The sequence below is a fragment of the Bacillus sp. UNC41MFS5 genome, assembly GCF_000686805.1.
In genome coordinates, this window is record NZ_KK366017.1 from 944,504 (window position 1) to 971,487 (window position 26,984).

The window sequence follows — 26,984 nt, forward strand, 5'->3', positions numbered from 1 at the left end:
CAAATTAATAATTTGATAGTTAAATATCTTTTATTTAGGAGGAATTACAGTGTTAACTACAAAAGCATATGAATTCTGGTTTGTAACAGGAAGTCAATTATTATACGGAGAAGATGTTCTTCGTCAGGTTGAAGAAAACTCAAAAACGATTGTTAATGGATTAGAATCTGCTGTACCTTATAAATTAATTTTTAAATCAGTAGTAAAGGATTCAGATTCTATCCGTAAATTGATGCTTGAAGCTAATGCGGATGAAAATTGTGCAGGTATCATTACGTGGATGCACACATTCTCACCATCAAAAATGTGGATTGCAGGCCTTTCTTCTCTTCAAAAGCCTTATCTACATTTAGCTACACAATTTAACCGTGATATCCCTTGGGATTCAATCGATATGGATTTCATGAACTTAAACCAAGCAGCCCATGGTGACCGTGAGCATGGTTTCATCGCAGCACGTATGAAAGTAAAGCGTAAAGTTGTTGTTGGTCATTGGGAAAACCAAGAAGTAAGAGAGCGTGTTGGCGGCTGGATGAGAACAGCGGCTGCGTTTGAAGAAAGTAAAAACCTTAAAGTTGCAAGATTTGGTGACAATATGCGTCAAGTAGCAGTAACAGAGGGTGATAAGGTAGAAGCACAAATCAAGTTTGGCTGGACAGTGAATGGTTACGGAGTGGGTGACCTTGTTCAACGCATGAACGATGTAACAGAACAAGAAATTGACCAGTTAATGGCTGAATACGAGGAGCAATATGATATTACTCCAGAAGGACTTACAGATGGTCCTGTTCGTGATTCCATCCGTTATCAAGCTAGAATTGAACTTGGTATGAAAGCATTCTTGAAAGAAGGGGGTTATACAGCATTCACTACTACTTTTGAAGATTTACATGGTATTCGTCAGCTTCCTGGTTTAGCAGTACAGCGTTTAATGGAACAAGGCTATGGTTTTGCTGGTGAAGGTGACTGGAAAACAGCGGCACTTGTTAGATTGATGAAAATTATTGCTGGTAATGAAGGAACTTCCTTCATGGAAGATTATACGTATCATTTTGAGCCAGGGAATGAATTGGTTCTTGGTTCGCACATGCTTGAAGTGTGCCCAACCATCTCTGCTACCCGTCCGAAAATAGAGGTTCATCCACTTGGAATCGGCGGTAAAGAAGATCCTGCCCGTATTGTATTTGATGGAAGAGGCGGCTGCGCAGCATTGAATGCAACCATCGTTGACCTGGGGCATCGTTTCCGCCTACTTGTAAATGAAGTAGATGCGATAAAGTTAGAAAAGGATATGCCAAAGCTTCCTGTTGCACGCGTATTATGGAAGACTCAGCCATCTTTAAGCCAAGCCGTCGAAAATTGGATCCAGGCAGGCGGAGCGCACCATACTGGCTACTCTTACATAGTAACAACTGAACAGTTGAGAGACTTTGCTGAATTAGCTGGAATTGAGATATTAGTAATTAATAATGATACTAAAACGGATGCATTCAATAACGAAATACGCTGGAATGATGTTATCTACCGTTAATATTTTAACATTACCATAATCTAAAAAATAAAGAACAAAACACAGGGCTATTAGGGATAATAGCCCTGATGTTTATTCTAACTTTTGACTCTATCAATATATGCGAAATTTCTATTATTGGAGGAAAATAACATGAGTCTTGATATAAAAAATGTGATTCAAAGTGGCAAAACAGTACTTGGTATTGAACTTGGATCCACTCGAATTAAAGCCGTTCTCATCGGAGAAGATAATGTGCCGATTGCATCAGGCAGCCATGCCTGGGAAAACAGATATGTGAACAATATCTGGACCTATAGTGTCGAGGATATTTGGAAGGGTGTACAAGACAGCTATCAAAAGATGGCTAACGATGTGAAACATCAATATGGAGTCACCTTACAAACTGTAGGAGCAATCGGTTTTAGTGCGATGATGCATGGCTATATGACTTTCGATAAAAAAGGAGAGCTGCTGGTACCTTTTCGCACTTGGCGTAACAATATTACCGAACAGGCTTCAAAAGAACTGACTGAACTGTTTAACTACCATATTCCACAAAGATGGAGTATTGCTCATCTATATCAAGCTATTTTGAATCAGGAAGAACATATTGCCGATATTAGCTTCCAGACAACTCTAGCAGGATATATTCATTGGAAACTGACCGGCCAGAAGGTTCTGGGGGTTGGTGAAGCATCCGGTGTATTTCCAATTGACTTGAATACCAAAAACTATAATCAAACAATGATCGAACAATTTAATGAATTAATTGCACCTACTAATTTATCATGGAAACTTGCAGACATTCTGCCAAAGGTTTTGATTGCGGGTGAAAACGCTGGCGTACTTACAGAAGAAGGAGCAAAGCTTCTGGATGTTACTGGAGAACTGAAGGCTGGTATTCCACTATGTCCGCCGGAAGGTGATGCAGGAACTGGTATGGTCGCTACAAACAGCGTAGCGAAGCGTACTGGGAATGTTTCTGCCGGAACTTCGGTATTTGCAATGGTTGTACTGGAAAAGGAACTGTCCAAAGTATATTCCGAGATTGACCTTGTTACCACACCTACTGGTAATCTGGTAGCTATGGCTCATTCTAACAACTGTTCTTCAGACCTGAATGGATGGATTGGATTGTTTGATGAATTTTCAAAAGCAATGGGTATGGAAGTTGACATGAATAAGTTGTATGGAACTCTCTATCATTTGGCTCTTCAAGGAGATTCGGATTGCGGCGGATTACTCGCTTATGGCTATCTTTCCGGTGAACACATTACTCACTTCGAAGAAGGTCGTCCATTGTTTGTTCGTTCAGCAGATAGCAATTTCAACCTGGCTAATTTCATGCGTGTACACTTGTTCACAGCATTGGGTGCCCTGAAGATTGGTATGAATATACTTCTCAAAAAAGAAGAAGTGAAATTGGATGAAATACTAGGTCACGGTGGCTTGTTTATGACCCAAGGTGTTGGACAGAGCATCATGGCCGCTGCTCTTAATGTTCCAGTTTCAGTTATGGCAACTGCAGGAGAAGGCGGAGCATGGGGGATCGCCCTGCTTGCATCTTATATGATTAACAAAGCGGATAATGAAACGTTGGAAGAGTATTTAAGCAAGAATGTATTTGCAGAAAAAGCAGGATTGACGATGTCTCCGGATCCTAAGGATGTAGAAGGATTTGAGCAATTTATGAAACGATATTCCAAGGGTCTTGCAATCGAAAGAGCAGCAATAGAAAATCTTAAATAAAAATTATAGGAATTTATAATACGAGAGTGGATGGACTTCTTCTGTATTATTTCGACCATAACTTGGACACTAATGCTAATTATTAATTTAGAGATTAATTTAATATTTTCAAAGGTAATAAATCCACAAAATTCGTAAATGAAGTGTGGATTTTTTCTATATTGTCAGTAACTAATATTTTACCGATAAATATCAATATATTATTTTGTATTATATTTTTGTATAATACAAAACAAGAGACTAAAAATCGGGATAAAAAATGCGTATAACTGTTGGGAAAGTCCAGTAAAAGTCACTGATAACATCTTTTTTGAAAGGGTATTCATCTTTGGAAATAAATTTTACTTCAAATTTACAGGAGGGATAGATCATTTATTGGTTTTTTAGAAACAAATCTTTATATTTTAAGCTTATTTGTATATTTATAACAATTATCTTACTATCTATAACAATCTCAACAGCATTACCAGCTCATCAATATTCAAAGCAGATTGAACAGCAAGCGAATGATCATACGAGGAAAGATATTGAGCAAGTGAAAAAAAATATTGAGTCACATATTAAGGAATTAGAAAATATTACAGAGTATTTAAGCAGGACCAAAAATGTAAGCGATTTTTTGCTCGTACAAAAGTCCTCTGCGGGTCTGCAATCTAAAATTAAAACGCAGATGAAAATGTATACGGATACACACCCAGAGATTGCTGGGGTTTTAATAGTTAACAAGTCCGACTTGTTAATAAGTAATGAAATGTCCAGAACGACAAGGGATCCTCTAACCAATGAGAGTTGGTATAGGCAAGCGGCTAAAGCTCCTTCTGAGATTCATTTGGAAAGCAGGCCCATCGGCAGGAACCTCACCACAAGTCCAAAATACAGCGCGGACGAAGTACTGTCGGTTACCAAAGCGGTCATAAATGAAAAAACAGGTGAAATTTTGGGAGTTATTCTGATTGATTGGAAGCTTGATACAATCAATAATGAAATTCGTAACATGGGTTTTGGTGCACATGGGTTTGTTTATGTAATAGATGAACAGTCTCGTATTGTATATACCCCAGTTAATAAAATCGTATATCGTATAAAGGATTCTTGGTTTAATAATAGAAAATCAGGAAGTTTTAATAAAAACATTCAAGATACTGATTTCCAGGTGATGTATGACTACTCTAAATATACAAAATGGAAGATTGTTGGAGTTTTCTCAATTAACGAAACCCTTGCTTTTATAAAGGATATGAGATGGACTGCTGGAATTATTGCAATGGTTGTGTTGATTCTGGCCATTTTTGCAGCCGCTTTTTTCACATCGTCGATTACCAGGCCTCTCAGCCAACTTAGCTCGCTAATGAAAAAGGCAGCACAAGGAGACTTGGACAATAAATTTGAAAGTAAAAATGAAGATGAGATTAAACAGCTTGGTGACAGTTTTAATAGTATGATTGAATCGATTAAAAGCCTTCTCAATCTCATTAATTTGATAGAGAAACGAAAGCGTGAGGCAGAGTTAAAAGTTCTGCAAGAGCAAATTAAGCCTCATTTTCTTTACAATACATTTGATACCATTAAGTGGATGGCCATGGAATATCAAGCAAAGGACATTATGGACGTAATTGATGCGTTGACAAAACTTTTTAGGATTGGGTTGAGTAAGGGAAAAGAAAGTATAAAGGTATTAGAAGAGATTGCGCACATAGAAAGTTATCTGATTATTCAGATGACTAGATATGAAGATAAGTTTGATTATGTTATTGATGTGCAGGAGGAAGCGAAAGAACTTTATGTTCTCAAACTCATTTTACAACCCCTAGTAGAAAACTCGATCTATCATGCGATTAAAACGAAGAGAGGCCGAGGGAAAATTTTGATACAAGTTAAGATTATTGAAAACAGGATACTTCTCAGTGTGACCGATGATGGAAATGGAATGAATCCAGAAATGATAGCAAAATTAAATCAACGACTGCAAAAAACAGGGATGATAGGCGGTGAAGATTCGAGCGGATATGGAATGTTGAATGTAAATGAAAGAATTAAACTCTCTTTTGGAAATGACTACGGGTTAATTGTTCATAGCATAGAAAATCAAGGTACAACGGTAGAGATTTGGCACCCAATCGTCCGAGAGGGGTTAAGCTGATAGGTTTTTCTTTCATTTTATAGGGGGAATGGAAATGTTGAAATTACTTATTGCTGATGATGAACCTAAAATCATTAGAGGGTTGAAAAAATCTCTGAATTGGGATGAATGGAATATACAAATTGCAGGTGAAGCTCAAGATGGGGAGACTGCATTTGAATTGGCCCTGGAGGTTAAGCCTGATATTCTTTTTTTGGATATCAATATGCCTTTCCTTAATGGATTGCAATTGATTGGAAAACTGAAAAATGAGCTGCCTTCTTCCATTATTATTATAATCAGTGGACATGATGAATTTTCTTATGCACAGGAGGCCCTTCGATTAAATGTATTTGAATACTTACTAAAACCAGTTAATCCTGATGACCTGAAAAGAACAGTTACCAAAGCGGTCAACCATTTGAATGAATCTAGAAGAAGTAATCAATTGGTCCAATGGATGAATGAGCAATTGGAAGAGAATGTCGATTTGGTTAGAAACAGCTTTCTCTGCAAGTGGGTTAAAGGGCAGTTAAATGAAGAGGAAATTCATAAGCAGCTCCACTATTTTCGTCTAGATTGGGAAAAAGTTGGGATTTTTGTAATTAAGCCAAACAGGATAGCTGTAGAAGGAAATATCGGAGATGCTTGGGAAATGGACCTATTGTTTTTTAGCATGCAAAACATTATCGATGAATTACTCGATGCTTTCGAGCCACGTGTTGTTTTCCGGGATGAAAGCAATCATATCGTAGCAATGATACCTACGGAAGAGTTAGAGCCAATGGATCTGTTATGTGACCAAATTGAAGAGTTTATCGAAAAGTTGACAGGTAAAAAAATAATGATAGCCAAAAAAGTTGTAGAAAAGCCACCAACCGAAATCCCAGATGTTTATAGTCATTTCATCAAAGGGCTTAACGAACAATCTATGATTATGCCTGTGGTTATTTTGGCTAAAAGATATATTGAGAGACATTACTACAAACAAGATTTAACCCTGCAGGAAGTAGCTCAAGAAGTTAATGTTAGTCCAAGTTATTTAAGTCGGCTTTTAAAGGAAGAATTAGGTTCTTCCTTTATCGATTACTTAACCCAAGTCAGGATTCAATATGCGATTAAATTTATGGAAAACCCATCATACAAAATTTATGAAATTGCGGATAAAGTCGGTTATAACACTCAGCATTATTTTAGTACAGCTTTTAAAAAGGTAATGGGGGTATCTCCTTCTAATTATGTTAAGGAGGTAGGGCATTAGTGGAAGCTGGGTTTCGGATTAAGAAAAGATATTGGATGGCAATTTTAGTCTTAATAATCCTTGGATGGTTTGGCTATAAAGCAGCGCATGCTTCTCACCAGTCGAATGAAGGGACAAAATTTGTTATAGGTGTGTCCCAGGCAAATTTAACTGAACCTTGGCGAGTAGCTATGAATAATGAAATAAAAAGTGAATCAGATCGATATAAAGATCTACATGTGATTTATACTGATGCAGCTCATAGTATTGATAAACAGAAGCAAGATATTAATAAATTGCTTGATTTTGGGATTGACTTGTTGATTATCTCCACTAATGATTCTAAAAGTTTAACACCTATAATCGCTAAGGTGCATAAAAAAATACCGGTTATCGTCTTAGGACGAGCAATCGACGGGTATGATTATAGCTTATTTATTGGACCAGCCAATGAGGTCATTGGCAGAAACGCCGGGCAATTGGTGGCAGATCTGGCTGGAGATAAAAAAGTAAATTTAGTAGAAATACAAGGACTCTCCCAATCACCTCCAGTGATCGAAAGAAGTAAGGGCTTCAATGAAATAATCGAAAATCATCCTAATATTCACCAGGTGGATACGATAGTTGCAGATTGGAATCGAGATAAAGCCGAAGATGAGGTAATAGAGAGGCTAAATAAGAACCGCAAAATCAATTTCGTCTTCGCACATAGTGATGCAATGGCTCTTGGGGTACATAGGGCATTAGAAAAAAAGGGAATTCAAGGAGTTAATATCATTGGCGTGGATGGACTAGCAGGTGATAATGGAGGACTTGATTTGGTTAGACGTAACATTTTGAAGGGGACCTTCGCATATAGGACTGGTGGTAATGAATCAATTCAGTATGCAATGGATCTTTTACAAGGCAAATCGGGTATTCCCAAAAAAATACTTTTACGTGTGAATAAAATTACGAAAGATAATGTGGACCAATATGTACAAACAAAGCAGAATACATTAAATATTCCTAAACAACCAAAAAATCAGATTGAACTAGGATTTGTACAAGTTGGTGAAGAGAGTAGTTGGAGAGCCGCCAATTCCAGCTCTATCAAAAAAGCCGCCCAAGACTTTGGAATTGAGCTTAAATTTAAAAATGCCAACCAAAGTATGAATAATCAAATAAAAGCTATTCGGAACTTTATTCGGGAAAGGGTGGATATTATTGCGTTTTCTCCGGTTGTACAAACGGGGTATGAAGATGTTTTGAAAGAGGCAAAAATGGCTGGAATCCCTGTAATTCTGACGGACCGAGAATTGAACCTTAAAGATGATACACTTTGGCTGACCTCGATTGGTTCTGATTTTCTGGAAGAGGGAAGGAGAGCGGCGAGATGGCTTTTAGGACAAACTAAAGGAGTAAGAAAAGATATTAATATTGTAGAATTGCAGGGGACACGGGGTTCTTCACCAGCTGTTTATCGGAAAAAGGGGTTTGAGGAACTTCTAAAAAATAATTCAAACTATCACATCATCGCATCCCAATCAGCGGATTTTACAAAAGAAGCAGGAAGAAGTGTGATGAAAGAGTATTTGGAAAAGTATGGGGATAAGATTCAGGTAGTTTACGCCCATAATGATGACATGGCGCTGGGAGCGATTGAGGCAATTGAAGAGTATGGGAAAAGGCCTGGTAAAGACATTTTGATCATATCAGTAGATGCTACAAAAGAAGCATTTAATGCCCTGTTTGCAGGTAAATTGAATTTGACGGTGGAGTGTAATCCTTTGTTAGGGCCCGAATTAATGAAAGTGATAATGGATTATACGGAAGGAAAAGAGATTCCGGTCAAAATCGTCACAGAGGAAGGGATCTTTAGTCAGGAGAACGCCAAGCGGGATTTCGTTAACCGGGCTTATTAATACATCTAGTGGATAGACCTTGAAACCACGTTAAAAGTGGTTTTAAGGTCTTTATTTCTTTTTTATATACTTAATTAAACTAGTAAGCAAAGTTTCTATCAATAAAATTTTGCTATAAAAATAATGTGTTGTATTTTATAAAATATCGTAGATTTTTATAAAGATTGTCTACAACCGATTTGATATACTCTCACATATGAAAGCGTTTAAATATTATCTTTTAAGGAGGTATTACAAAACCCTATGAAAAAAGTAGTTTCGAAAATTATGTTATCAACACTACTATTATCATCCTTTTCAACTGCAGCCTATGCGGATAACCCTATCATTAAGGATAAGTTCACCGGAGACCCGGCTGCGCTCGTTCAAGGTGACAAGGTTTATCTCTATGCAGGACATGATGAAGCGAGTGCAGGTGGGAACTTTTATTACATGCCTGAATGGCTCATTTATTCTACAACAGATATGGTGAATTGGAAACAAGAAGGATCTCTCAGCGTCAAGGATACCTTTTCATGGGCAAAGGAAGATGCCGCTTGGGCGAGTCAAGTAATCGAGAGAGATGGTACCTATTATTGGTATGTGGCCACTAATAATAAGGACGGTAGTGGATATTGTATTGGTGTAGCTACCTCCCAAAGTCCAACTGAAGGGTTTAAGGACGCACTTGGAAAGCCATTGATTACCAATCAAATGACCACATCCAACATTTCATGGGATGATATTGACCCTACAGTTATGATCGATGATGACGGACAGGGGTACCTATACTGGGGAAATTCGTATCCATACTATGCAAAGCTCAAATCGAACATGATTGAGCTAGACGGGGATATTCAAAAGGTTACCATCAATAACTTGAAAGGTGGTTTCACAGAAGCTCCGTGGATTCATAAACGGAATGGCAAATATTATTTATCATTTGCACATAATTGGCCAGAAGGTCTAGCTTATGCAATGAGTGAGAGCCCAACCGGTCCATGGGAGTACAAGGGGGCGCTTATGGATCCGTTCACCACAGACCCTAATGATAAAAACAATAGTAATACAAGTCATCAATCCATTATTGATTTCAAAGGAAAGTCTTATATTATTTATCATACCGCTGCTTTGCCAACTGGAAGTTCATACAGGCGTTCAGTATCCGTTGATCGATTATACTACAATCCCGACGGCACAATAAAAAAAGTTGTCCCTACTTCAACAGGCTTAGATGGTGAAGGACAAAAGCTGCAGTCGTACAGTTTCCTAGACCGCTATATTAGGCACTATAACAATGATGCACGGATTGATCCTTTAGACGTATTAAATAATTCAAACTTTGATTCCAGATGGGAAATCGTTCCTGGTTTAGCTAATTCAGATGAGGGTTATGTTTCCATTCAGGCTGTGAATAAGCCAGGATATTATTTAAGACATAGTAATAATGATCTCGCACTTGTAAAAAATGACGGTACAAATTTATTCAAAGCTGATGCCACATTTAAAAAGGTGCCTGGTTTAACGGATCCGAACTGGACTTCCTTCCAGTCATATAACTTCCCGAATTTATATATTAAGCAAAAAGATTACTTATTGAAGTTAGAGCAAGTGAATACCGACGGGGATAAAGAGAATGCAACTTTTAAGATGTCAGAAGCAGATGTAAAGGATGTCCAACTGAATATTGATAGCGTTACACTGCAACAAAATGATGAAAGCAATTTGTCTGCTGTTGTATTACCAAATAGTGCACTTGATCAAAAAGTGACTTTTACATCCAGTGATCCTAGTGTGGTATCCATTTCTAATCCAACTTATAATCCTGAAGATGGAAAGACAACCGTTACAATTACTGCAAAATCTCCGGGTAAAGCTGATATTTTTGCTACAACTGACGAAGGGCAATTCGCTGATTCGGCTACAATTACTGTAGAAAAACAGATGCCTGCAACTATAAAGGATTTAAAAATATCTGTGAATAATAGAAAAGTTCTAATCGAAGGCTATTTGACACAGAAAAAAGGTACGGATGTAGCAGTTAGAGTTACAGCGCCAAATGGTAAATTGGATTATCTTGATCAAATTACCTCGGAAAATGATGGTAAATTCAGTTATGACTTTACACTTTCGAATCATGCAGCTGGTAAATATAATGTCAGTCTGGGTGGTACAGACTTAAGTGAAATAGTGAATACCAGCTTCCAATATAAGCCCGGTCCACAAAATCAATGAAATCTTGGAATACTTAACTAGGTATTAAATCACTAGTTTAGGAGAAACAATCAATGATCTAAAAAGTAACTTTATGTCATAAGGAGGGATTAAATATGAAGTTGAAAAAAACAATTCATTGTGCACTGGCAGTCACACTATTGACGGTTCCAACAACGGTTGTTCCTTCTTGGGCTGCAACATTAAATCCAGAATCTACTAGCGCAGTTGAACAGGCAACTGGGAGTGTTTCAGCATCTGAAGCAGGACTAACAACTTGGTATAAATTTAATCAGATAAACGGGACAGCTATAGCCGATGCCTCTGGTCATGGCAAGGATGCCACTGTAATGAACGGTGCTTCCTTGACTACAGTTGCTGGTAGGACGGGTATTGATCTTGATCATACGAAAAGCCAATATGTGCAGCTGCCAACAGGTATTATGAGTACTCTGGATGATTTCACGATCTCCACATGGGTATATTTGGATTCAAAAACAGGAGATTGGACTCGAATTTTTGATTTCGGAACAGGAGCGAATGCAGGAAAAATCTTCCTTACAGAAAACTTATATTTGGATGTAGTAGGACGAGTTGCAGATGCTACTCCGAGTGCTCCTAAGGTCGGTGAATGGACACATATCTCTATCAGTAAAACCGGATCAGCTTACACAATCTATGTTAATGGCAAGGTTGGTGCCACAGGAACTTCAACCAAGAAACCGTCTGATTTTGGACAAACCGCCTCTAACTATATTGGAAAATCGAATTGGCCTGATCCATATTTAGACGGTAAAGTAAGTGATTTCCGCATCTATAACAGAGGATTGAGTGCTGAAGAAATCCAGCAGGTTGTCTCAGAATCTATGACCGACCAAGAAGCCGTTGGAAGGGTTGCAGGAACTCTGACTCTTGGTGATACTTCAAAAGTCATTCAAGATTTAAAATTACCTGTGACTGCTGACGGTGGGGTATCGATTTCTTGGAAATCTGACTCTCCTTCAGTAATTTCCAATACAGGTGTAGTGACAAGACCTGCAAAAGACCAAAAGGATGCAGATGTATCCTTAACAGCAACAATTAACCGGAATGGATACTCAGAAACGAAAAACTTTACGTTTACTGTGCTGGCTGACAGCATCGTATCTATTGAACCGGTAAATCTAAGAACAATGGTAGATTTCCCGCCTAATCTTCCTAAGAAGGTAACCGTACACCATTTCGATGGTCATACTGAGCAACTTGATGTAGAGTGGAACCCTATTTCAAATGATGATTTCTCACAAACTGGGAAGCTTGAAGTCAAGGGATCAGTTTATGGTACCAAAATCCAGCCTGTTGCCAATATAAGTGTTACTAAGATTGCTAAAGTTGACGAGGTGAACGTGAAGACAAAACAGGGCACCGCGCCTCAGCTTCCACCTACTGTAGATGTACATTATAGTGACGGATCTACTGGAACACTTAATGTGGATTGGGCAGAAGTGAAAAAACAAGATTATACCAAAACCGGAACCTTTACCGTTAAAGGGGAGGCGACAACCTACGAATATACTGACCCATTGATTGAGCAAAGAGCAGATCCTCACATTTTTAAACATACTGATGGCTATTATTATTTCACAGCATCGGTTCCTGAATATAACCGCATTGTATTGCGGAGAGCAAAAACGCTACAGGGCCTTGCCACAGCAGAGGAAAAAGTAATTTGGACCAAACACGCTACAGGAGATATGGGAGCGCATATTTGGGCCCCTGAAATCCATTATATCGATGGAAAATGGTACATTTACTTTGCAGCGGGAGCAGCGGAAGATATTTGGAAAATTCGTCCATATGTTCTCGAGTGCGGAGATGCGAACCCACTTACAGGAACATGGACAGAAAAAGGCATGATGCAAAAACCAGCAGGCAGTACGGCCTTCACCAATTTTTCCTTAGATTCCACCACTTTTGAGAACAATGGCAAACGTTATTTCGCCTGGGCACAAAAGGATGGCGGAAATTCGAATCTTTATATCGCGGAAATGAGTAATCCATGGACGATTACTGGAAACCCAGTAATGATTTCTACTCCGGATTACGCTTGGGAAAGACAAGGATATTGGGTCAATGAGGCACCAAGTATATTAAAGCGTAACGGAAAAATATTCATGACTTTTTCTGCAAGCGCCACCGATGCTAACTATTCCTTGGGGTTATTGACCGCTTCGGATACTAGTGATTTATTAGATCCTAAGTCATGGAAGAAATCGCCAGAACCAGTATTGAAAAGCGATGAAACAACGGGTCTTTACGGACCGGGACATAATACTTTTACTGTAGCGGAAGATGGAAAGACGGATATTCTCGTTTATCATGCCCGCTCCTACAAGGATATTCAAGGGGATCCCCTGTATGATCCAAACCGGCATACTAGGGTGAAGAGAATAACTTGGAATGCTGATGGTACACCGAATTTCTCAAGTGTTCCTGTAAATGGAGCCGTACCTGGACCTGCTATTTCAGTAAACGCGAATGTGACTGTTGATGACAATGCTGAATTTTCGGTCGTCACTGATTTTAGTTCAAAACAACTACAACCAAAGGAAAAGCTAGGTGCTAAAGTTCAGGTTACTAGTCACAAGAGCACAGCTCAGTCTATTTTAGTGACAATGGCTCTGTATGACAACGATAATCGACTGGTGGACACCCAGTCTCAGACCCAAAGTATCGCAGCTGGTTCTAAGAACTCATTCTCTTTGAGCATGAAGCTGCCAGCCAAATTGGATGGTCACAAAGTGAAGGTCTTTGTTTGGGAAGGTGATGATATTGAATCCTCATCACTAAAGCCTGTATCGGCACCGAAAGTTCTGGAATAAAACTAGGATATGTAATAGGTAGTATCAAAAATATATGAGTAAAAATAGAAATGCCAAATCAGCCAAGTGCTTTTTAAAAAAGCCTTGGCTTCTTCGTATTTATCCTCTCCCCAGTGGGATCATAGATGATAATAATAATCCAATTTACCTTACAACGTTAGCTTCATCAAAAATAGCAAATTATTATAAACAATTGGTGATTTTTATAAATACATTTATTGTTTTTTTCTTTAAAATCATTCAAAGAGAAAAGAATGCGCTAGTCCTCTAAAAAGAGGAGAGGACAGTTTGAAGTGTATGTACAGTGAACTTTTATTGTAATCGCTTACTCTATGAACTTTGGAAGGGGGTTCATAAGTGAAAAAACTAATATTAATTTATGTCTTTCTATTAATCTCCTACTTTCTTTATATGTATGACTATCATTTTAATGAGTCGCACTTATCACATATAGAGAAAATTCAAAGAGAAAGCCAAGAGGGAATTAGTGAAAAGTACGTAATGGTTACTTTCCAGTCAGGAATTGACTATTGGAAAGGCTCTTTAAAAGGGTTTGAGGATGCAGCTCAGAAGTTGAATGTATCAGTTGAGTACCGTGGAGCAACACAGCATGATATACATGAACAAATTACTGTGATGGAACAGGTAATAGCCAAAAAGCCAGCGGGTATTGCGATTTCTGCTATCGACCCAGACGCGTTATCTAATACTTTTGAAAAAGCAAAGGATGTGGGTATTCCTATTGTATTATTTGACTCAGGTGCTCCCTCGGACAACGTGTCTTCTTTTTTGGGCACTGATAATTATAAAGCTGGCATAGCGGCCGCTCAAAAATTAGTTGAATTAATGGGTGGAACAGGAAAAGTGGCTGTTATAACATCACCAAATCAATTAAATCATCAGGAAAGAACAAAGGGGTTTTTAGACACAATTAAGAAAACTGCAGGAATAGAGGTGATAGCAGTAAAAGATGGAAAGGGAGATCAGTTTGTTTCAAGTAAGGTTGCCATGGACCTCTTAAAGAAGCATCCGGATTTGAAGGGTATTTTTGCTACAGAAGCCAATGGAGGGGTTGGGGTCGGTGAAGCCGTTGGTCTTCTAAAGAGAAATCAAAAAGTGAAAATTGTAAGTTTTGATACAGATAAACCAACTCTGGATTTGATAAAAGACGGTACTATATCTGCAACCTTGGCTCAAGGTACTTGGAGGATGGGTTTTTGGTCTTTACTGTTTTTATTTGAACTCCAACATAAAAATTCTCCAATAATAAAACGTGAATTTTCAGATCAACCTCAAATGACATCATATGTAGATACAGGGATTTCTATTGTTACTAAGGAAAATGTAGAAAATTACTATGCAAAGTGAGCCACCAAGAATATGAGAGATTTGAAGAAATTGGACAAAAATAAACTTTTTATAATAAACAATCTTCCAATACGATTTAAGTTAATTATTCTATTGATGTTAATCAGTATTCTGCCTTCCATTGGTCTTGGGTTTCTGACAGGATGGACTGTAAACCACATTATAGAGAGACAAGTGAATCAAAATACACTGCAGCTAATTGGTCAGGTCAATAAAACACTGGATTTCTACGCCGGTAACATGCAAAACATGAGTTATTTGATAGCTTTTAACCCGGAAATTAAGCAATTTTTGTACGAGAAAAAAAGTCAGCAAGGCAAACGGCTAAATGATGATTATCAGATACAAACATTTCTGCAAAGGCTTACAACATTGTATCCAGAAGCAGCGGGCATTCTAGTGGTAAACAGCAATGGTCAGTACATGAGTAATGACATGTATACCCGCTCAAAGAAAAGCCTTACGGAAGAATCGTGGTACCAAGCTGCTGTAGAAAGTGAAGGGATTTTCAAAATCTTAGGGCACCCCTCTAACAGAAACATAACTAGCCATGTACATTACAAGGATGACGAGGTTGTGTCAGTTGTACGAGCTATTTTAGACCCTGATACCCAGCAAGTAAAGGGCGTTATATTAATTGATATGAAACTGAGAGTGATATCGGAAGCAACAAAAGATGTTCGCTTAGGGAAAACCGGTTATTTAATGGTGATTGACGATAAAGGCGAAAATATCTACTCGCCATCCGAGCCCTTTCTAAACAAGATTCCAATTGATTGGTTCCATTCAAATGAAGGCGGCAATTTCTCTAAACAAGTCAAAGGCAATAAGCTTCAATTCATTTACAGAAAGTCTCCCTTTACCGGTTGGACAACTGTGGGTGTATTTTCTACAAAAGAATCAGTATTCGAGGTAAGGGAAATTCATTTTTATGTGATTAGTTTCGTATTCTTCGTGTGTTTGTTTGGCCTTGGGGCCTCCTATTATTTATCCTATTCTATGTCAAGACCCATCAGGCAACTCATGTCGTTTATGCGAAAAGCGGAGTTAGGAGATTTTTCTGTCCGTTACAAAGGAGAACGAATGGATGAAATAGGGTTACTTGGACGCAGCTTTAATACGATGCTTGTACAAATTAACAAACTTATTACACTAAATGAGCAGCAAGAGCGCCAAAAACGTGAAGCTGAACTGCGTAGTCTACAGGCCCATATTAAACCTCATTTCCTTTACAATACATTAGACACAATTCATTGGTTGGCCCGGAAAAAAGGTGCAGAAGATGTTGCTGAATTGGTAGAGTCGTTATCAAGGCTTTTCCGTATTGGGTTAAGTAAAGGTAACGATATAATTCCTTTAAAAGAAGAAATGGAACATATAAGCAGTTATTTAAAGATCCAAAAAGCTAGATATCAAGAAAAATTACATTACACATTAGATATTGCTTCAAATGTCGAAAAGATCAATGTATTAAAACTTGTATTACAGCCCATTGTAGAAAACGCTATATATCATGGAATCAAAGAAAGGCGAGGGCCTGGTCATATTATTGTTAAAGCAGAAAAACAAGAAGGAAATATAGTTTTTCATGTTAAAGATGATGGGAAGGGAATTCCAAATGAAAAGTTGGAAGCCCTAAGAAGTAAATTGGGAACGTTATTCACTCAATCTCAACACTATAAAGGAAGTGACAATTTCGGGTACGGAATGATTAATGTTCAAGCCAGAATTAAACTGACTTTTGGTGATGCATACGGTATATCAATTGATAGTGAAATAGGTAAGGGTACAACAGTGAAGGTTGTGCTTCCTGCCATTTTAGAAAAATGAAGCGATGATAGAGTTCGAAAGGGGAGAAAATTGTGTGCAAAATCATTGGAAGGTATTGATTGCTGATGATGAACCGATTATTCGGGAAGGTATTCGTGAATCGGTCAATTGGCAAGAACTTCATATGAAGGTTGTCGCAGAAGCAGAAGATGGAGAAGAAGCATTCGAACTTGCCATCGAATATTCAGTAGACATATTGCTGGTAGATTTGAATATGCCTATTATGGATGGTTTGACCTTAATTAAACATGTTCGAGAAAGGTTGCCTAACTGTAAAATTATCATTATTTCAGGTCATGACGAATTTACTTATGCCCAAGAAGCATTACGCTTAAATGTTAATGATTATATTCTCAAACCTGCAAATCCCAATCAATTGAAAAACGTCCTTCAGCGTATTAGAAGTCAATTGGAGGAAAGAGAGCAGCAAAGTGAGTACTTAGCACTAGCGAAAGACCAAATTATTAAAAATATCCCTCTCTTACAGCAAAACTTTTGTCAGGAGTGGATGAAAGGGAATTTGACAGAATCTGATATTATTAAACAACTAAAATTCTTACAATTGCCTATACAATGCCCGAAACAGATTGGTCTTATCCAATGTCATGAAATTTATATCAATAAACCTTTATTGAATGAAAATAATGAACAATTATTTAATTTTACTGAAAATATCGTAGCTGATGTACTTGAACCTTTCCAAAAAGTTGTTTTTCGTGACCCTTCAGGGTTTATAATCGTTTGTATTTGGGGATGTGAACAAGAAGATTTCGTATTATTGTTATCAAAGAAATTAAAAAATTATATGACCACGACACCGAATATGCACTTTGAGAAAGTTACAGGAGAAACATTTGTGATCTCTGAAATTTATAGACATTGCGAAACAATGATTTATGAAAATTTAAAAATCTCACCGATCGTCCGGCGAGCGAGATCCTATCTTAGCGAACATTTTTCAGACACAGATTTAACATTGGAATCATTGGCACAGTATCTGCACGTATCTCCTGTTTATTTAAGCAGGATAATGAAAAAGGAATTAGGGACTTCTTTTGTTAGTATAATTACAAATATGCGAATCAGCAAGGCACTTTTGCTGCTAAATTCCACAGAACTTACTATTCTTGAAATCGCAGAAAAAGTTGGTTATGACACGCAGCATTATTTTAGTACAGCTTTTAAAAAAGTAATGGGTGTCTCTCCCAATCAGTATCGAAAAGGTGCCGGTTTTACTGTTTCGACAGCTAGTACAGAATTGTTGTAATATAGTTTATTTAGTTAAATTCGAATTTTAGGACAGTCCAAATGAAATAATTTGGACTGTCCTTTTTTGTAATCTGGCAATTATTGAAAGCGCTTAAAAGTAAGTTAAATTTTTATAAAAATAGTTGTTTTATTGAAAAGACGTAAAAATGATAGGGTGATATATTCATAACAAGGAAAAGAATAAAATCTAAAAAACAAAGGGGCGATTCAGATGAAAAAATTGTTGTCGGTATTTATGTTAATAACATTGTTATTTTCGTTGGCAGCATGTGGAAGTAAAAGTACAAGTGGAGATAGCGGATTTGTAGGTATTGCAATGCCTACAAAGTCATCGGAAAGATGGGTAAGTGACGGTCAAAATATGAAAAAAGAATTTGAAAAGTTAGGGTATAAAGTGGACTTGCAATATGCAGAAGACGTCGTAGAGAATCAGGTATCTCAAATCGAGAATATGATTACAAAAGGTGTAAACGTTTTAGTAATTGCGTCAATTGACGGTGAAGCATTAACAGATGTTTTAGACAAAGCAAACAAGCAAGAAATTAAAGTCATTGCATATGATCGTTTAATTAAAAACAGCAAATATGTCAGCTACTATGCAACATTTGACAACTTTAAAGTAGGTGTTCAACAAGGCTCTTACATTGAAGAAAAATTAGGTTTAAAAGCAGGAAAGGGCCCATTCAATATCGAGTTATTTGCAGGCTCACCAGATGATAATAATGCTTATTTCTTCTTTGATGGCGCCATGTCAGTATTAAAGCCGTACATTGAATCGGGGAAATTAGTCGTGAAAAGCGGTCAAAATTCATTTGATCAAGGTGCCACATTAAGATGGGACGGCGCAGTTGCACAAGCTAGGATGGATAATCTATTAAGTGCTCACTATACTTCTGACAAGGTGGATGCGGTTTTATCTCCATATGATGGAATTAGCATTGGTATCATATCATCATTAAAAGGTGTTGGATATGGATCAGCTGCTAAGCCACTTCCTGTTATCACTGGACAAGATGCTGAACTAGCTTCTATTAAATCAATAATAAATGGTGAACAGACACAAACGGTATTTAAAGACACGAGGGAATTGGCCAAAAAAGCTGTTTCTATGGCTGATGCCGTTTTAAAGGGCAAAAAAGCTGAAGTGAATGATACCAAAACGTACGACAATGGAAAAAAAGTCGTTCCGTCCTATCTATTAGAACCTGTTTCTGTTGATAAAACTAACTATGAGTCTGTACTAGTTGACTCGGGATATTACAAAAAGGAAGAACTGAGTAAATAATGAGTGATGGAAATGAGTTAGTGACTGTTGATTATCTGTCACTAACTCATTTTATCAAATTGTGAGGGTGTGGTGAAATATGTCAAAGATTATATTAGAAATGAAGAATATTACAAAAGAGTTCCCAGGAGTCAAAGCACTTCAAAATGTAAATTTGAAGATAAAGGAGGGTGAAATTCACGCTTTATGTGGAGAAAATGGGGCTGGGAAATCCACACTAATGAAGGTATTGAGTGGTGTCTACCCACATGGTTCGTACACTGGGGACATTCTGTTTAATGGAACCGTTTGTAAATTCAAGGACATCAAACAAAGTGAAGAATTAGGGATTGTTATTATTCACCAAGAACTCGCATTGATTCCATACCTATCGATTGCTGAAAATATCTTCCTTGGTAATGAACAGTCGAAAAATGGAATTATCAATTGGAATGAAACCGTGTTAAGAACGAGAGAACTGCTGCAAAAGGTAGGATTAAACGAATCACCAAATACAAAAACGGCAAACTTGGGCGTTGGAAAACAACAATTAACTGAAATAGCGAAGGCACTTTCTAAAAATGTAAAATTATTAATATTGGATGAACCTACGGCTGCTTTAAATGAACACGACAGTGAAAATCTATTGAATCTGTTATTAGAATTAAAAAAACAAGGCATGTCAGCCATTATTATATCGCATAAATTAAATGAAATTTCCAAAGTGGCGGACTCCATCACCATTCTGCGTGACGGTCAAACCGTAGAAACACTAGATATGAAAAAAGATAAAATTTCAGAGGATAGAATTATCAAGGGAATGGTTGGAAGAGAATTAACGAATCGCTATCCAAAAAGGGAAGCGAAAATAGGAAATACTATTTTTGAAGTAAAAAACTGGAATGTTTTTCACCCATTGCATACGAATCAAAAATCTATTGATAATGTGAATTTTCATATTCGTAAAGGTGAGATTGTTGGTATAGCCGGCTTGATGGGGGCTGGAAGAACAGAGTTGGCAATGAGTATCTTTGGGAAATCGTACGGAAAGAAAATAACAGGACAAATATATAAGGATAGTAAAGAAATCCATTTGAATAATGTAAGTCAGGCAATCGAAGATGGAATCGCTTATGTTTCTGAAGATCGAAAGGGGAACGGGCTAATTTTAATGGATGACATTAAACAAAACATTACATTAGCCAGTCTTAATAAGATAACAAATAAATTTGTTATTAATAAGAATCAAGAAATTATTGAATCTGAACAATTTCGTGAAAAATTAAAGATCAAAACTCCTAGTATTCATCAGAAAACTGGAAATCTAAGTGGTGGAAATCAACAAAAAGTTGTATTAAGTAAATGGATTTTTTCAGAGCCTGACATTCTGATTTTAGATGAGCCTACCCGTGGCATTGATGTAGGCGCAAAGTATGAAATATACACGATTATTAATCAGTTGGCTTCAGACGGAAAAGGGATTTTAGTCATTTCTTCAGAACTACCAGAAATTCTTGGGATTTGTGACCGAGTGTATGTAATGAATGAAGGCAGAATAACTGGAGAAGTTTCCAAAGAAGAAGCAACTCAGGAACGTATTATGAAATATATGACTAAAAGTAGAGTTTAGGGGGTAGGAAAACATGCAAACGTTAACACAAAAAACATCTGAAAACGGGAATGTTACAGATCGTGAACCGAAAGGAAATCTGCTTTCTCAACTGTTCAAAAATAATATGAGACAATACAGCATGATTCTGGCTCTAGTTTCAATCATGATTCTTTTCCAGGTTCTAACCGATGGCATTTTGTTAAGACCGTTAAATATAACAAATTTAATCTTGCAAAATAGCTATATATTAGTGTTGGCAATAGGAATGATTTTAGTAATAATTACCGGCCATATTGACCTATCGGTAGGTTCAATAGCTGCATTTATCGGGGCTATATCTGCAATTTTAATGGTAAATCATGAAGTTCCAACATCAGTTGCAATTATTATTTCGTTATTAATTGGTGCGCTTATTGGTGCCTGGCAAGGATTTTGGGTGGCCTATGTAAAAATTCCTGCCTTTATTGTTACCCTAGCAGGTATGCTTTTGTTTAGAGGATTAACTATGGTAGTTTTAGAGGGCAAATCGATCGCCCCTTTTCCTGAAGCATTTCAAAAAATCAGCTCTGGTTTCATTCCAGATGTGTTTGGCGGAGCCAACCTTCATATTTTAACTCTTGTAATAGGAGCTCTATTATCAGTAATTCTAATTTTCAATGAATTGAAAACTAGAAAAACTGAAATAAAATACAATTTCGAAGTTTCACCTGCAGGAATTTTTATTTTGAAGATTATTGCATTAGTTGCATTGATCAATGTATTTGTTTATGTTCTTGCTACTTACGAAGGAATTCCAAATATTTTGGTTATCTTGGCTTTATTAATCTTGGCTTATCAATTTATTACCACAAAAACAATAGCAGGGCGTCACATTTATGCGATTGGTGGAAATGAAAAAGCAGCCCAGTTATCTGGGGTAAAAACAAAGCGTGTTACATTCTGGGTCTTTGTAAATATGGGAGTGTTATCTGCACTATCTGGACTTCTGTTTGCTGCACGATTAAACGCTGCAACACCTAGAGCAGGAAATCTTTTTGAACTAGATGCCATTGCGGCTTGTTTTATTGGCGGGGCTTCAGCATATGGTGGAATCGGTACGGTGCCAGGTGCTATTATTGGCGGTCTAGTTATGGGTGTCATGAATAACGGAATGTCCATACTAGGTTTAGGCATAGATTGGCAGCAAGGTATCAAAGGGCTTGTATTATTAGCTGCTGTAGCTTTTGATATTTATAATAAAAATAAATCTTCATAATTAAGTCTCTAATGAATAGACCTCAAAACCATTAAATATATGGTTTTAGGGTCTATTTTTCATTATTAACAAATTTAATTAGGGCAATGACTCCTACCAGTCTACTATCCTTGCTCCGTGTTTTAGTAATACAATCCCATTATGCTTCATCAAAAAATAGCCAATTATTATAAACAATCGATGTTTTTTATAAATACAGCTTTTGTGGTTTTTTTTTAAAATTATCTAAAAGAGAAAGGAGTATAGCTTCCTGTAAAAAGAGTGAAGAAAAAATAGAGGAGGAAAGAAATGAAAGGTAAGCAGTATTTTTCATTATTTTTAACTGTATTAATGGTATTTTCACTGGTCCCAAAACCGGTAATTCAAGCGGAGGAGATTGGCAGTACAGAAAATCGCTTAATCGCTCACTATGATATGTCGAGAGCGGATGGTAAGTTGACAGATATTACGAATAATGGATTTGACGCAGAATATCTTGGGTTTCAAGATGGAGATTTCATAGAAGATCAAGGCAATACAATTCTGAACTTCACAGGAGATAAGTCTAAATATGTAAAATTACCAAAAAGACTTATTGATGATGAAACATTTACAATTGAAACAAAATTTAGCACAACAACAAGTGCTGGCCATTGGCTTTACACCCTTGGGACAAAGGAAGGATCTTGGCCGAATGTTAACAATTATATCTTTTTAAATCCAAAACAAGGAAATGGAACGACTCGTTTTGGGATTAAAAATTCTAGCACGGAACTTCTTTTCCAAAATGCAACAATTAAGTCAGGTGAATATAATACATTCACAGCAACATTTAAAGAAGGAGAAATTATCCTTTATTTAAATGGACAACAAGTTGGAACACTACCACATACGTATAAGGTAATGGATATACTTGCAGCCGGGACAGACCCTACAGCTAATTTTATCGGATACATTGGTAAATCCTTGTACACAGCTGATGCAGCATTTACTGGAAAATTAGCTGATTTTAAGGTATATAACTATACATTATCATCAGAAGAGGTAAAACTGAATGCTGGTTTAACAGATGAGGAAATTGTTGCATTAGCAAAAACCAACTTAACAATTCCAAATGCAGATGACATTCGTGGAAACATTACATTACCTACAAGTACGGATAAAGGTGCAACAATTACTTGGGAAACGGACAATGCAGCTGTTGTAAATGTAAATGAAGGAATCAATGAAAATTACGATAAGACTCCTGCAGGTGTTGTAACAAGACAGGAAACTGATACAAAAGTAACATTGACAGCAACAATCAAGTATAAGGGAATAAGCGATACAAAGCAAATACCACTTACAGTTAAGGCTAAACCGGCAAAAAAGAACTTCACATCTTATTTATTTGCTCACTTTACTGGTGAAAGTGCAAATGGAGAGCAGATGTATTTTGCTAGCAGTAAAGATGGTTTGCACTGGAAAGATTTAAATGAGGGCGATCCAGTATTAACGTCTGTTGTAGGTGAAAAGGGTGTACGTGACCCGTCTATCGTACGCTCAGCCGAGGGTGACAAATTCTACATTATTGCAACAGATTTAAGAATTGCCAGCGGAAAAGGCTGGGGTGCCGCACAAACGGCTGGAAGCAAATCGCTGATCATTTGGGAGTCTACAGATTTAGTAAATTGGTCTAAACCAAGAATGGTAGAGGTAGCTCCACCGAATGCAGGCGATGCATGGGCACCAGAAGCATTTTATGACGAAAAGACAGGGGAATACGTAGTATTCTGGGCTTCAACTGTGAAGAATGATCAAGGGGTATTCGAACCACATAACATCTACTATGCAAAGACAAGAGATTTTTATACTTTCACAGAACCAAAGCTGTTCATTGATCGTCCTGGTAGTCAGCATATTATTGATACAACCATTATTGAAGATGGGAATATGTATTACCGTTATTCAGGGGATGGTCAAATTACGATTGAAAAAAGTAATCAAATTCTTGGTGATTGGTCAAAAATTGGCACCATTCAATCTTCAACAGGATTAACAGGATCCGACGTTGAAGGGCCATTAATTTATAAATTCAATGATAGAAATGAATGGAATTTAATGGTCGATCAGTATGCGACTGGAAAAGGGTATCTTCCATTAATTACATCTGATTTAGCAAGTGGCCAGTTCACTAAATTAACAGCTGCAGACTATTCTTTGGATTCTAACCGTAAGAGACATGGATCAGTACTCAATCTTACACAAGAAGAGTACGATACTGTAATGGCCAAATGGGATAAGGTGGTCAAAGTGCCTGATGAAGAAGAACAAGAACAGCCAATTCTTGAGTATAACTTTGATACAGTCACTACAGACAGGACGATCCAGGATAATTCGGGAAATAGCCATACAGGTACATTGAATGGAAATGCATCTTATGTGACAGATACTGAAAAGGATTCAAAGGCATTATATCTCGATGGAACAACTAATACATTTGCAGCCTTTCCGACAGGTTTCTTTGATGGAAGAAATACGGTGACTATCTCTATGGATATTAAACCGGAAACGGTATCAGGAAACTTCTTTACCTTTGCCATAGGAAAGAATGACCAAAAATATATGTTCTTAAGAACACGCGATACGGAAATAAGAAATGCGATGACGACTACTAGCTGGTCATCGGAACAAGAGGTAAAAACAAATACCACTTCTATTAAGAGCAAGTGGTTCAATATCAAACTTGTCATTACACCAACAAGTATGGCCATGTATAAGAATGGGATACTTGTGGCTGAAAATAACAATGTAACAGTATCAATGACAGACTTAGGTGCACAATTATCAGCATTTTTAGGTAAATCCTTTTACTCAGGAGACCAATACTTCAAAGGTTATTTCGACAACGTAAAAGTATATAATCGTACACTTTCAGAAGAAGAAATTCTAGAAATGTCTATTCAATCGACTGGAATTGGCAATTTTGTAGTACCTGGTCAAAAAGGTCAAGCTGAAATAGATTCTAAATCACATAGAATTCTAGTTCCTGTTAAAGAAGGACAAGGTTTGGATATAACTAATTTGGCTCCAACTATAACTATTAAACCTGGATCTACTGTAAGTCCAGTGTCAGGTGAAGGACAGGATTTTACTAATCCTATTACCTATACGGTGACGGACAAGGATGGAAATAGGCAGGAATGGACTGTAAGTTTAAAAGTATATCCATCAGGTACTTTGCCAGGACTTTATGCAGATCCACAGATCGCTGTTTTTGGTGATACTTATTATATTTATCCTACAACAGATGGCTTTACCGGTTGGTCAGGTTCTCAATTTAAAGCATTCTCCTCAAAAGATTTAATAAATTGGAAAGACGAGGGTGTAATCTTAGATTTAGCAACTGACGATGTTACATGGGCAGATAAGCGCGCTTGGGCACCGGCAATCGCAGAAAAGAATGGAAAATATTATTACTATTTCTGCGCAGACGCCAACATTGGTGTTGCAACAGCACCAACACCAACAGGACCATTTAAAGATGCTTTAGGCAAACCATTGGTGCCAAGTGGAAAATATTCCGGCCAAGCCATTGATCCATACGTATTTACAGATGATGATGGCGAATCGTACTTTTATTGGGGTAATGGTGATCTCTATGGTGCAAAGCTAAATGATGATATGGTTTCTTTTGAAAGTACTCCAGTCAAGATGACCCCGCCTAATTTTAGAGAGGGATCTGTTGTATTTAAAAGAAACGGTACTTATTACTTAATGTGGTCAGAAGATGATACAGGTAGCGAGAATTATCAGGTTGCTTATGCAACAGGGACATCTCCAATGGGACCATGGACAAAGAAAGGTGTCATTCTGAGTAAAGATTTAAGCCTTGGAATCAAAGGGCCAGGTCATAACTCTATTTTAAACATCCCAGGCACGGATGAATATTATATTGTTTATGCACGGCATGCAATGCCTGATGGCAACGGTTTTAACCGTGAAGTGGTGATTGATAAGATGGAATTTAACGAAGATGGCACTATAAAGCCAGTAAAACCTACCTTAACAGGTATTACTGATCCAGTTTATGTAGATTCAGAAGGTCCTGTAGGGAAGTTTACGATAAATTCTGGTGTGGAATTTACAAAAGATCCGAATGTTACACTTTCACTTGAAGCAACCGATAAACTAAGTGGCGTGAACCAGGTTCGTTTTTCCACCAATGCTAAAGATTGGACAGAATGGGAAGAGTATAAGCCAGCAAAAGAATTCACCTTGCCTTCAGGAGATGGGGAGAAGACTGTTTACGTTGAATTTAACGACCACGCGGGAAATGTCAGTGACAAGTATCTACAAAAGATAACCCTTGATATGACCACTCCTGTGATTCAACTTATTGGACTACAGGATACTTATTCCGTTGATTCATTGATTAAAATCACTTGCAGTGCAATCGATGATTTGTCCGGAATTGCTTCAAAAGAATGCCCAAGTGTCGAAGGACCTGCCTATAGCTTCGAGTTAGGGGTTAATAAAATTATTGCATCAGCCACAGATAAAGCTGGTAATACGGCGAAAATCGAAACTGAGTTTAAGGTGACGGTAGATTTTGATAGTTTAGGCAAGTTGACTCAGTCTTTTGTAAGTAATGATGGGGTGTCACATTCGCTAGTGGTGAAACTTCACTCAGCTAAAGAAGCAGCTGACAAAGGAAATAAACAGGCCGTAGATGGTAAACTGAAGGCATTTCAAAATGAGTTATCTGCTCAAATGGGGAAAACAATCACTGACAAACAGGCAAATATTTTGATTTCTTTGTCTGGGAAGCTCTATTTAGATTAAATCC

General features: G+C 37.4%; 15 protein-coding genes. All 15 read left to right on the forward strand.

Annotated elements, in window-relative coordinates:
- The first annotated feature begins 49 nt into the window (after positions 1-49).
- The 15 genes from araA (at position 50) to BR30_RS34160 (ending at position 26,980) form a co-directional block, all read left to right on the forward strand.
- Positions 50-1,531 (forward strand): L-arabinose isomerase, encoded by a 1,482-nt coding sequence (araA, locus tag BR30_RS0121015; protein WP_026566712.1) that lies wholly within the window; start codon positions 50-52, stop codon positions 1,529-1,531.
- Between the two features lie 132 nt (positions 1,532-1,663).
- On the forward strand, positions 1,664-3,262 hold the full coding sequence (locus tag BR30_RS0121020) for a xylulokinase (RefSeq protein ID WP_026566713.1): 1,599 nt from the start codon (positions 1,664-1,666) through the stop codon (positions 3,260-3,262).
- Positions 3,263-3,752: 490 nt separating this feature from the next.
- Positions 3,753-5,402 carry a cache domain-containing sensor histidine kinase gene (locus BR30_RS0121025; RefSeq protein ID WP_269320639.1) on the forward strand — a complete coding sequence of 550 codons (1,650 nt, stop codon included), beginning with the start codon at positions 3,753-3,755 and terminating at the stop codon, positions 5,400-5,402.
- Between the two features lie 34 nt (positions 5,403-5,436).
- The gene (locus BR30_RS0121030; RefSeq protein ID WP_026566715.1) at positions 5,437-6,642 is read left to right on the forward strand and encodes a response regulator transcription factor; all 1,206 of its coding nucleotides are present in this window, start codon (positions 5,437-5,439) and stop codon (positions 6,640-6,642) included.
- Positions 6,642-8,525, forward strand: coding sequence for a substrate-binding domain-containing protein (locus BR30_RS38070; RefSeq protein WP_155928752.1), 1,884 nt, complete (start codon positions 6,642-6,644; stop codon positions 8,523-8,525). Before BR30_RS0121030 ends, BR30_RS38070 begins: the two co-directional genes overlap by 1 nt.
- Positions 8,526-8,768: 243 nt before the next feature.
- On the forward strand, positions 8,769-10,739 hold the full coding sequence (locus BR30_RS34150) for a family 43 glycosylhydrolase (protein ID WP_197032375.1): 1,971 nt from the start codon (positions 8,769-8,771) through the stop codon (positions 10,737-10,739).
- Positions 10,740-10,834: 95 nt separating this feature from the next.
- Positions 10,835-13,579, forward strand: a complete 2,745-nt coding sequence (locus BR30_RS38725) for a family 43 glycosylhydrolase (protein WP_051633705.1) — start codon at positions 10,835-10,837, stop codon at positions 13,577-13,579.
- Positions 13,580-13,613: 34 nt separating this feature from the next.
- Positions 13,614-13,850 (forward strand): hypothetical protein, encoded by a 237-nt coding sequence (locus BR30_RS38085; RefSeq protein WP_026566717.1) that lies wholly within the window; start codon positions 13,614-13,616, stop codon positions 13,848-13,850.
- An 86-nt stretch (positions 13,851-13,936) separates the two neighbouring features.
- Positions 13,937-14,947 carry a substrate-binding domain-containing protein gene (locus tag BR30_RS0121055; protein ID WP_026566718.1) on the forward strand — a complete coding sequence of 337 codons (1,011 nt, stop codon included), beginning with the start codon at positions 13,937-13,939 and terminating at the stop codon, positions 14,945-14,947.
- 12 nt (positions 14,948-14,959) lie between these two features.
- Positions 14,960-16,777 (forward strand): cache domain-containing sensor histidine kinase, encoded by a 1,818-nt coding sequence (locus tag BR30_RS0121060; RefSeq protein WP_026566719.1) that lies wholly within the window; start codon positions 14,960-14,962, stop codon positions 16,775-16,777.
- Between the two features lie 34 nt (positions 16,778-16,811).
- Entirely contained in the window at positions 16,812-18,044 is a 1,233-nt protein-coding gene (locus BR30_RS0121065; protein ID WP_026566720.1) for a response regulator transcription factor, read from the forward strand.
- Between the two features lie 213 nt (positions 18,045-18,257).
- On the forward strand, positions 18,258-19,331 hold the full coding sequence (chvE, locus tag BR30_RS0121070; protein WP_026566721.1) for a multiple monosaccharide ABC transporter substrate-binding protein: 1,074 nt from the start codon (positions 18,258-18,260) through the stop codon (positions 19,329-19,331).
- A gap of 79 nt (positions 19,332-19,410) precedes the next feature.
- Positions 19,411-20,940: a multiple monosaccharide ABC transporter ATP-binding protein gene (mmsA, locus tag BR30_RS0121075; protein ID WP_026566722.1), complete on the forward strand. Its 1,530-nt coding sequence runs from the start codon at positions 19,411-19,413 to the stop codon at positions 20,938-20,940.
- 13 nt (positions 20,941-20,953) lie between these two features.
- A complete protein-coding gene (gene mmsB / locus BR30_RS0121080; RefSeq protein ID WP_026566723.1) occupies positions 20,954-22,177 on the forward strand; it encodes a multiple monosaccharide ABC transporter permease in 1,224 nt (407 codons plus the stop codon).
- Positions 22,178-22,465: 288 nt separating this feature from the next.
- The gene (locus BR30_RS34160; protein WP_051633706.1) at positions 22,466-26,980 is read left to right on the forward strand and encodes a family 43 glycosylhydrolase; all 4,515 of its coding nucleotides are present in this window, start codon (positions 22,466-22,468) and stop codon (positions 26,978-26,980) included.
- Positions 26,981-26,984: the final 4 nt, after the last annotated feature.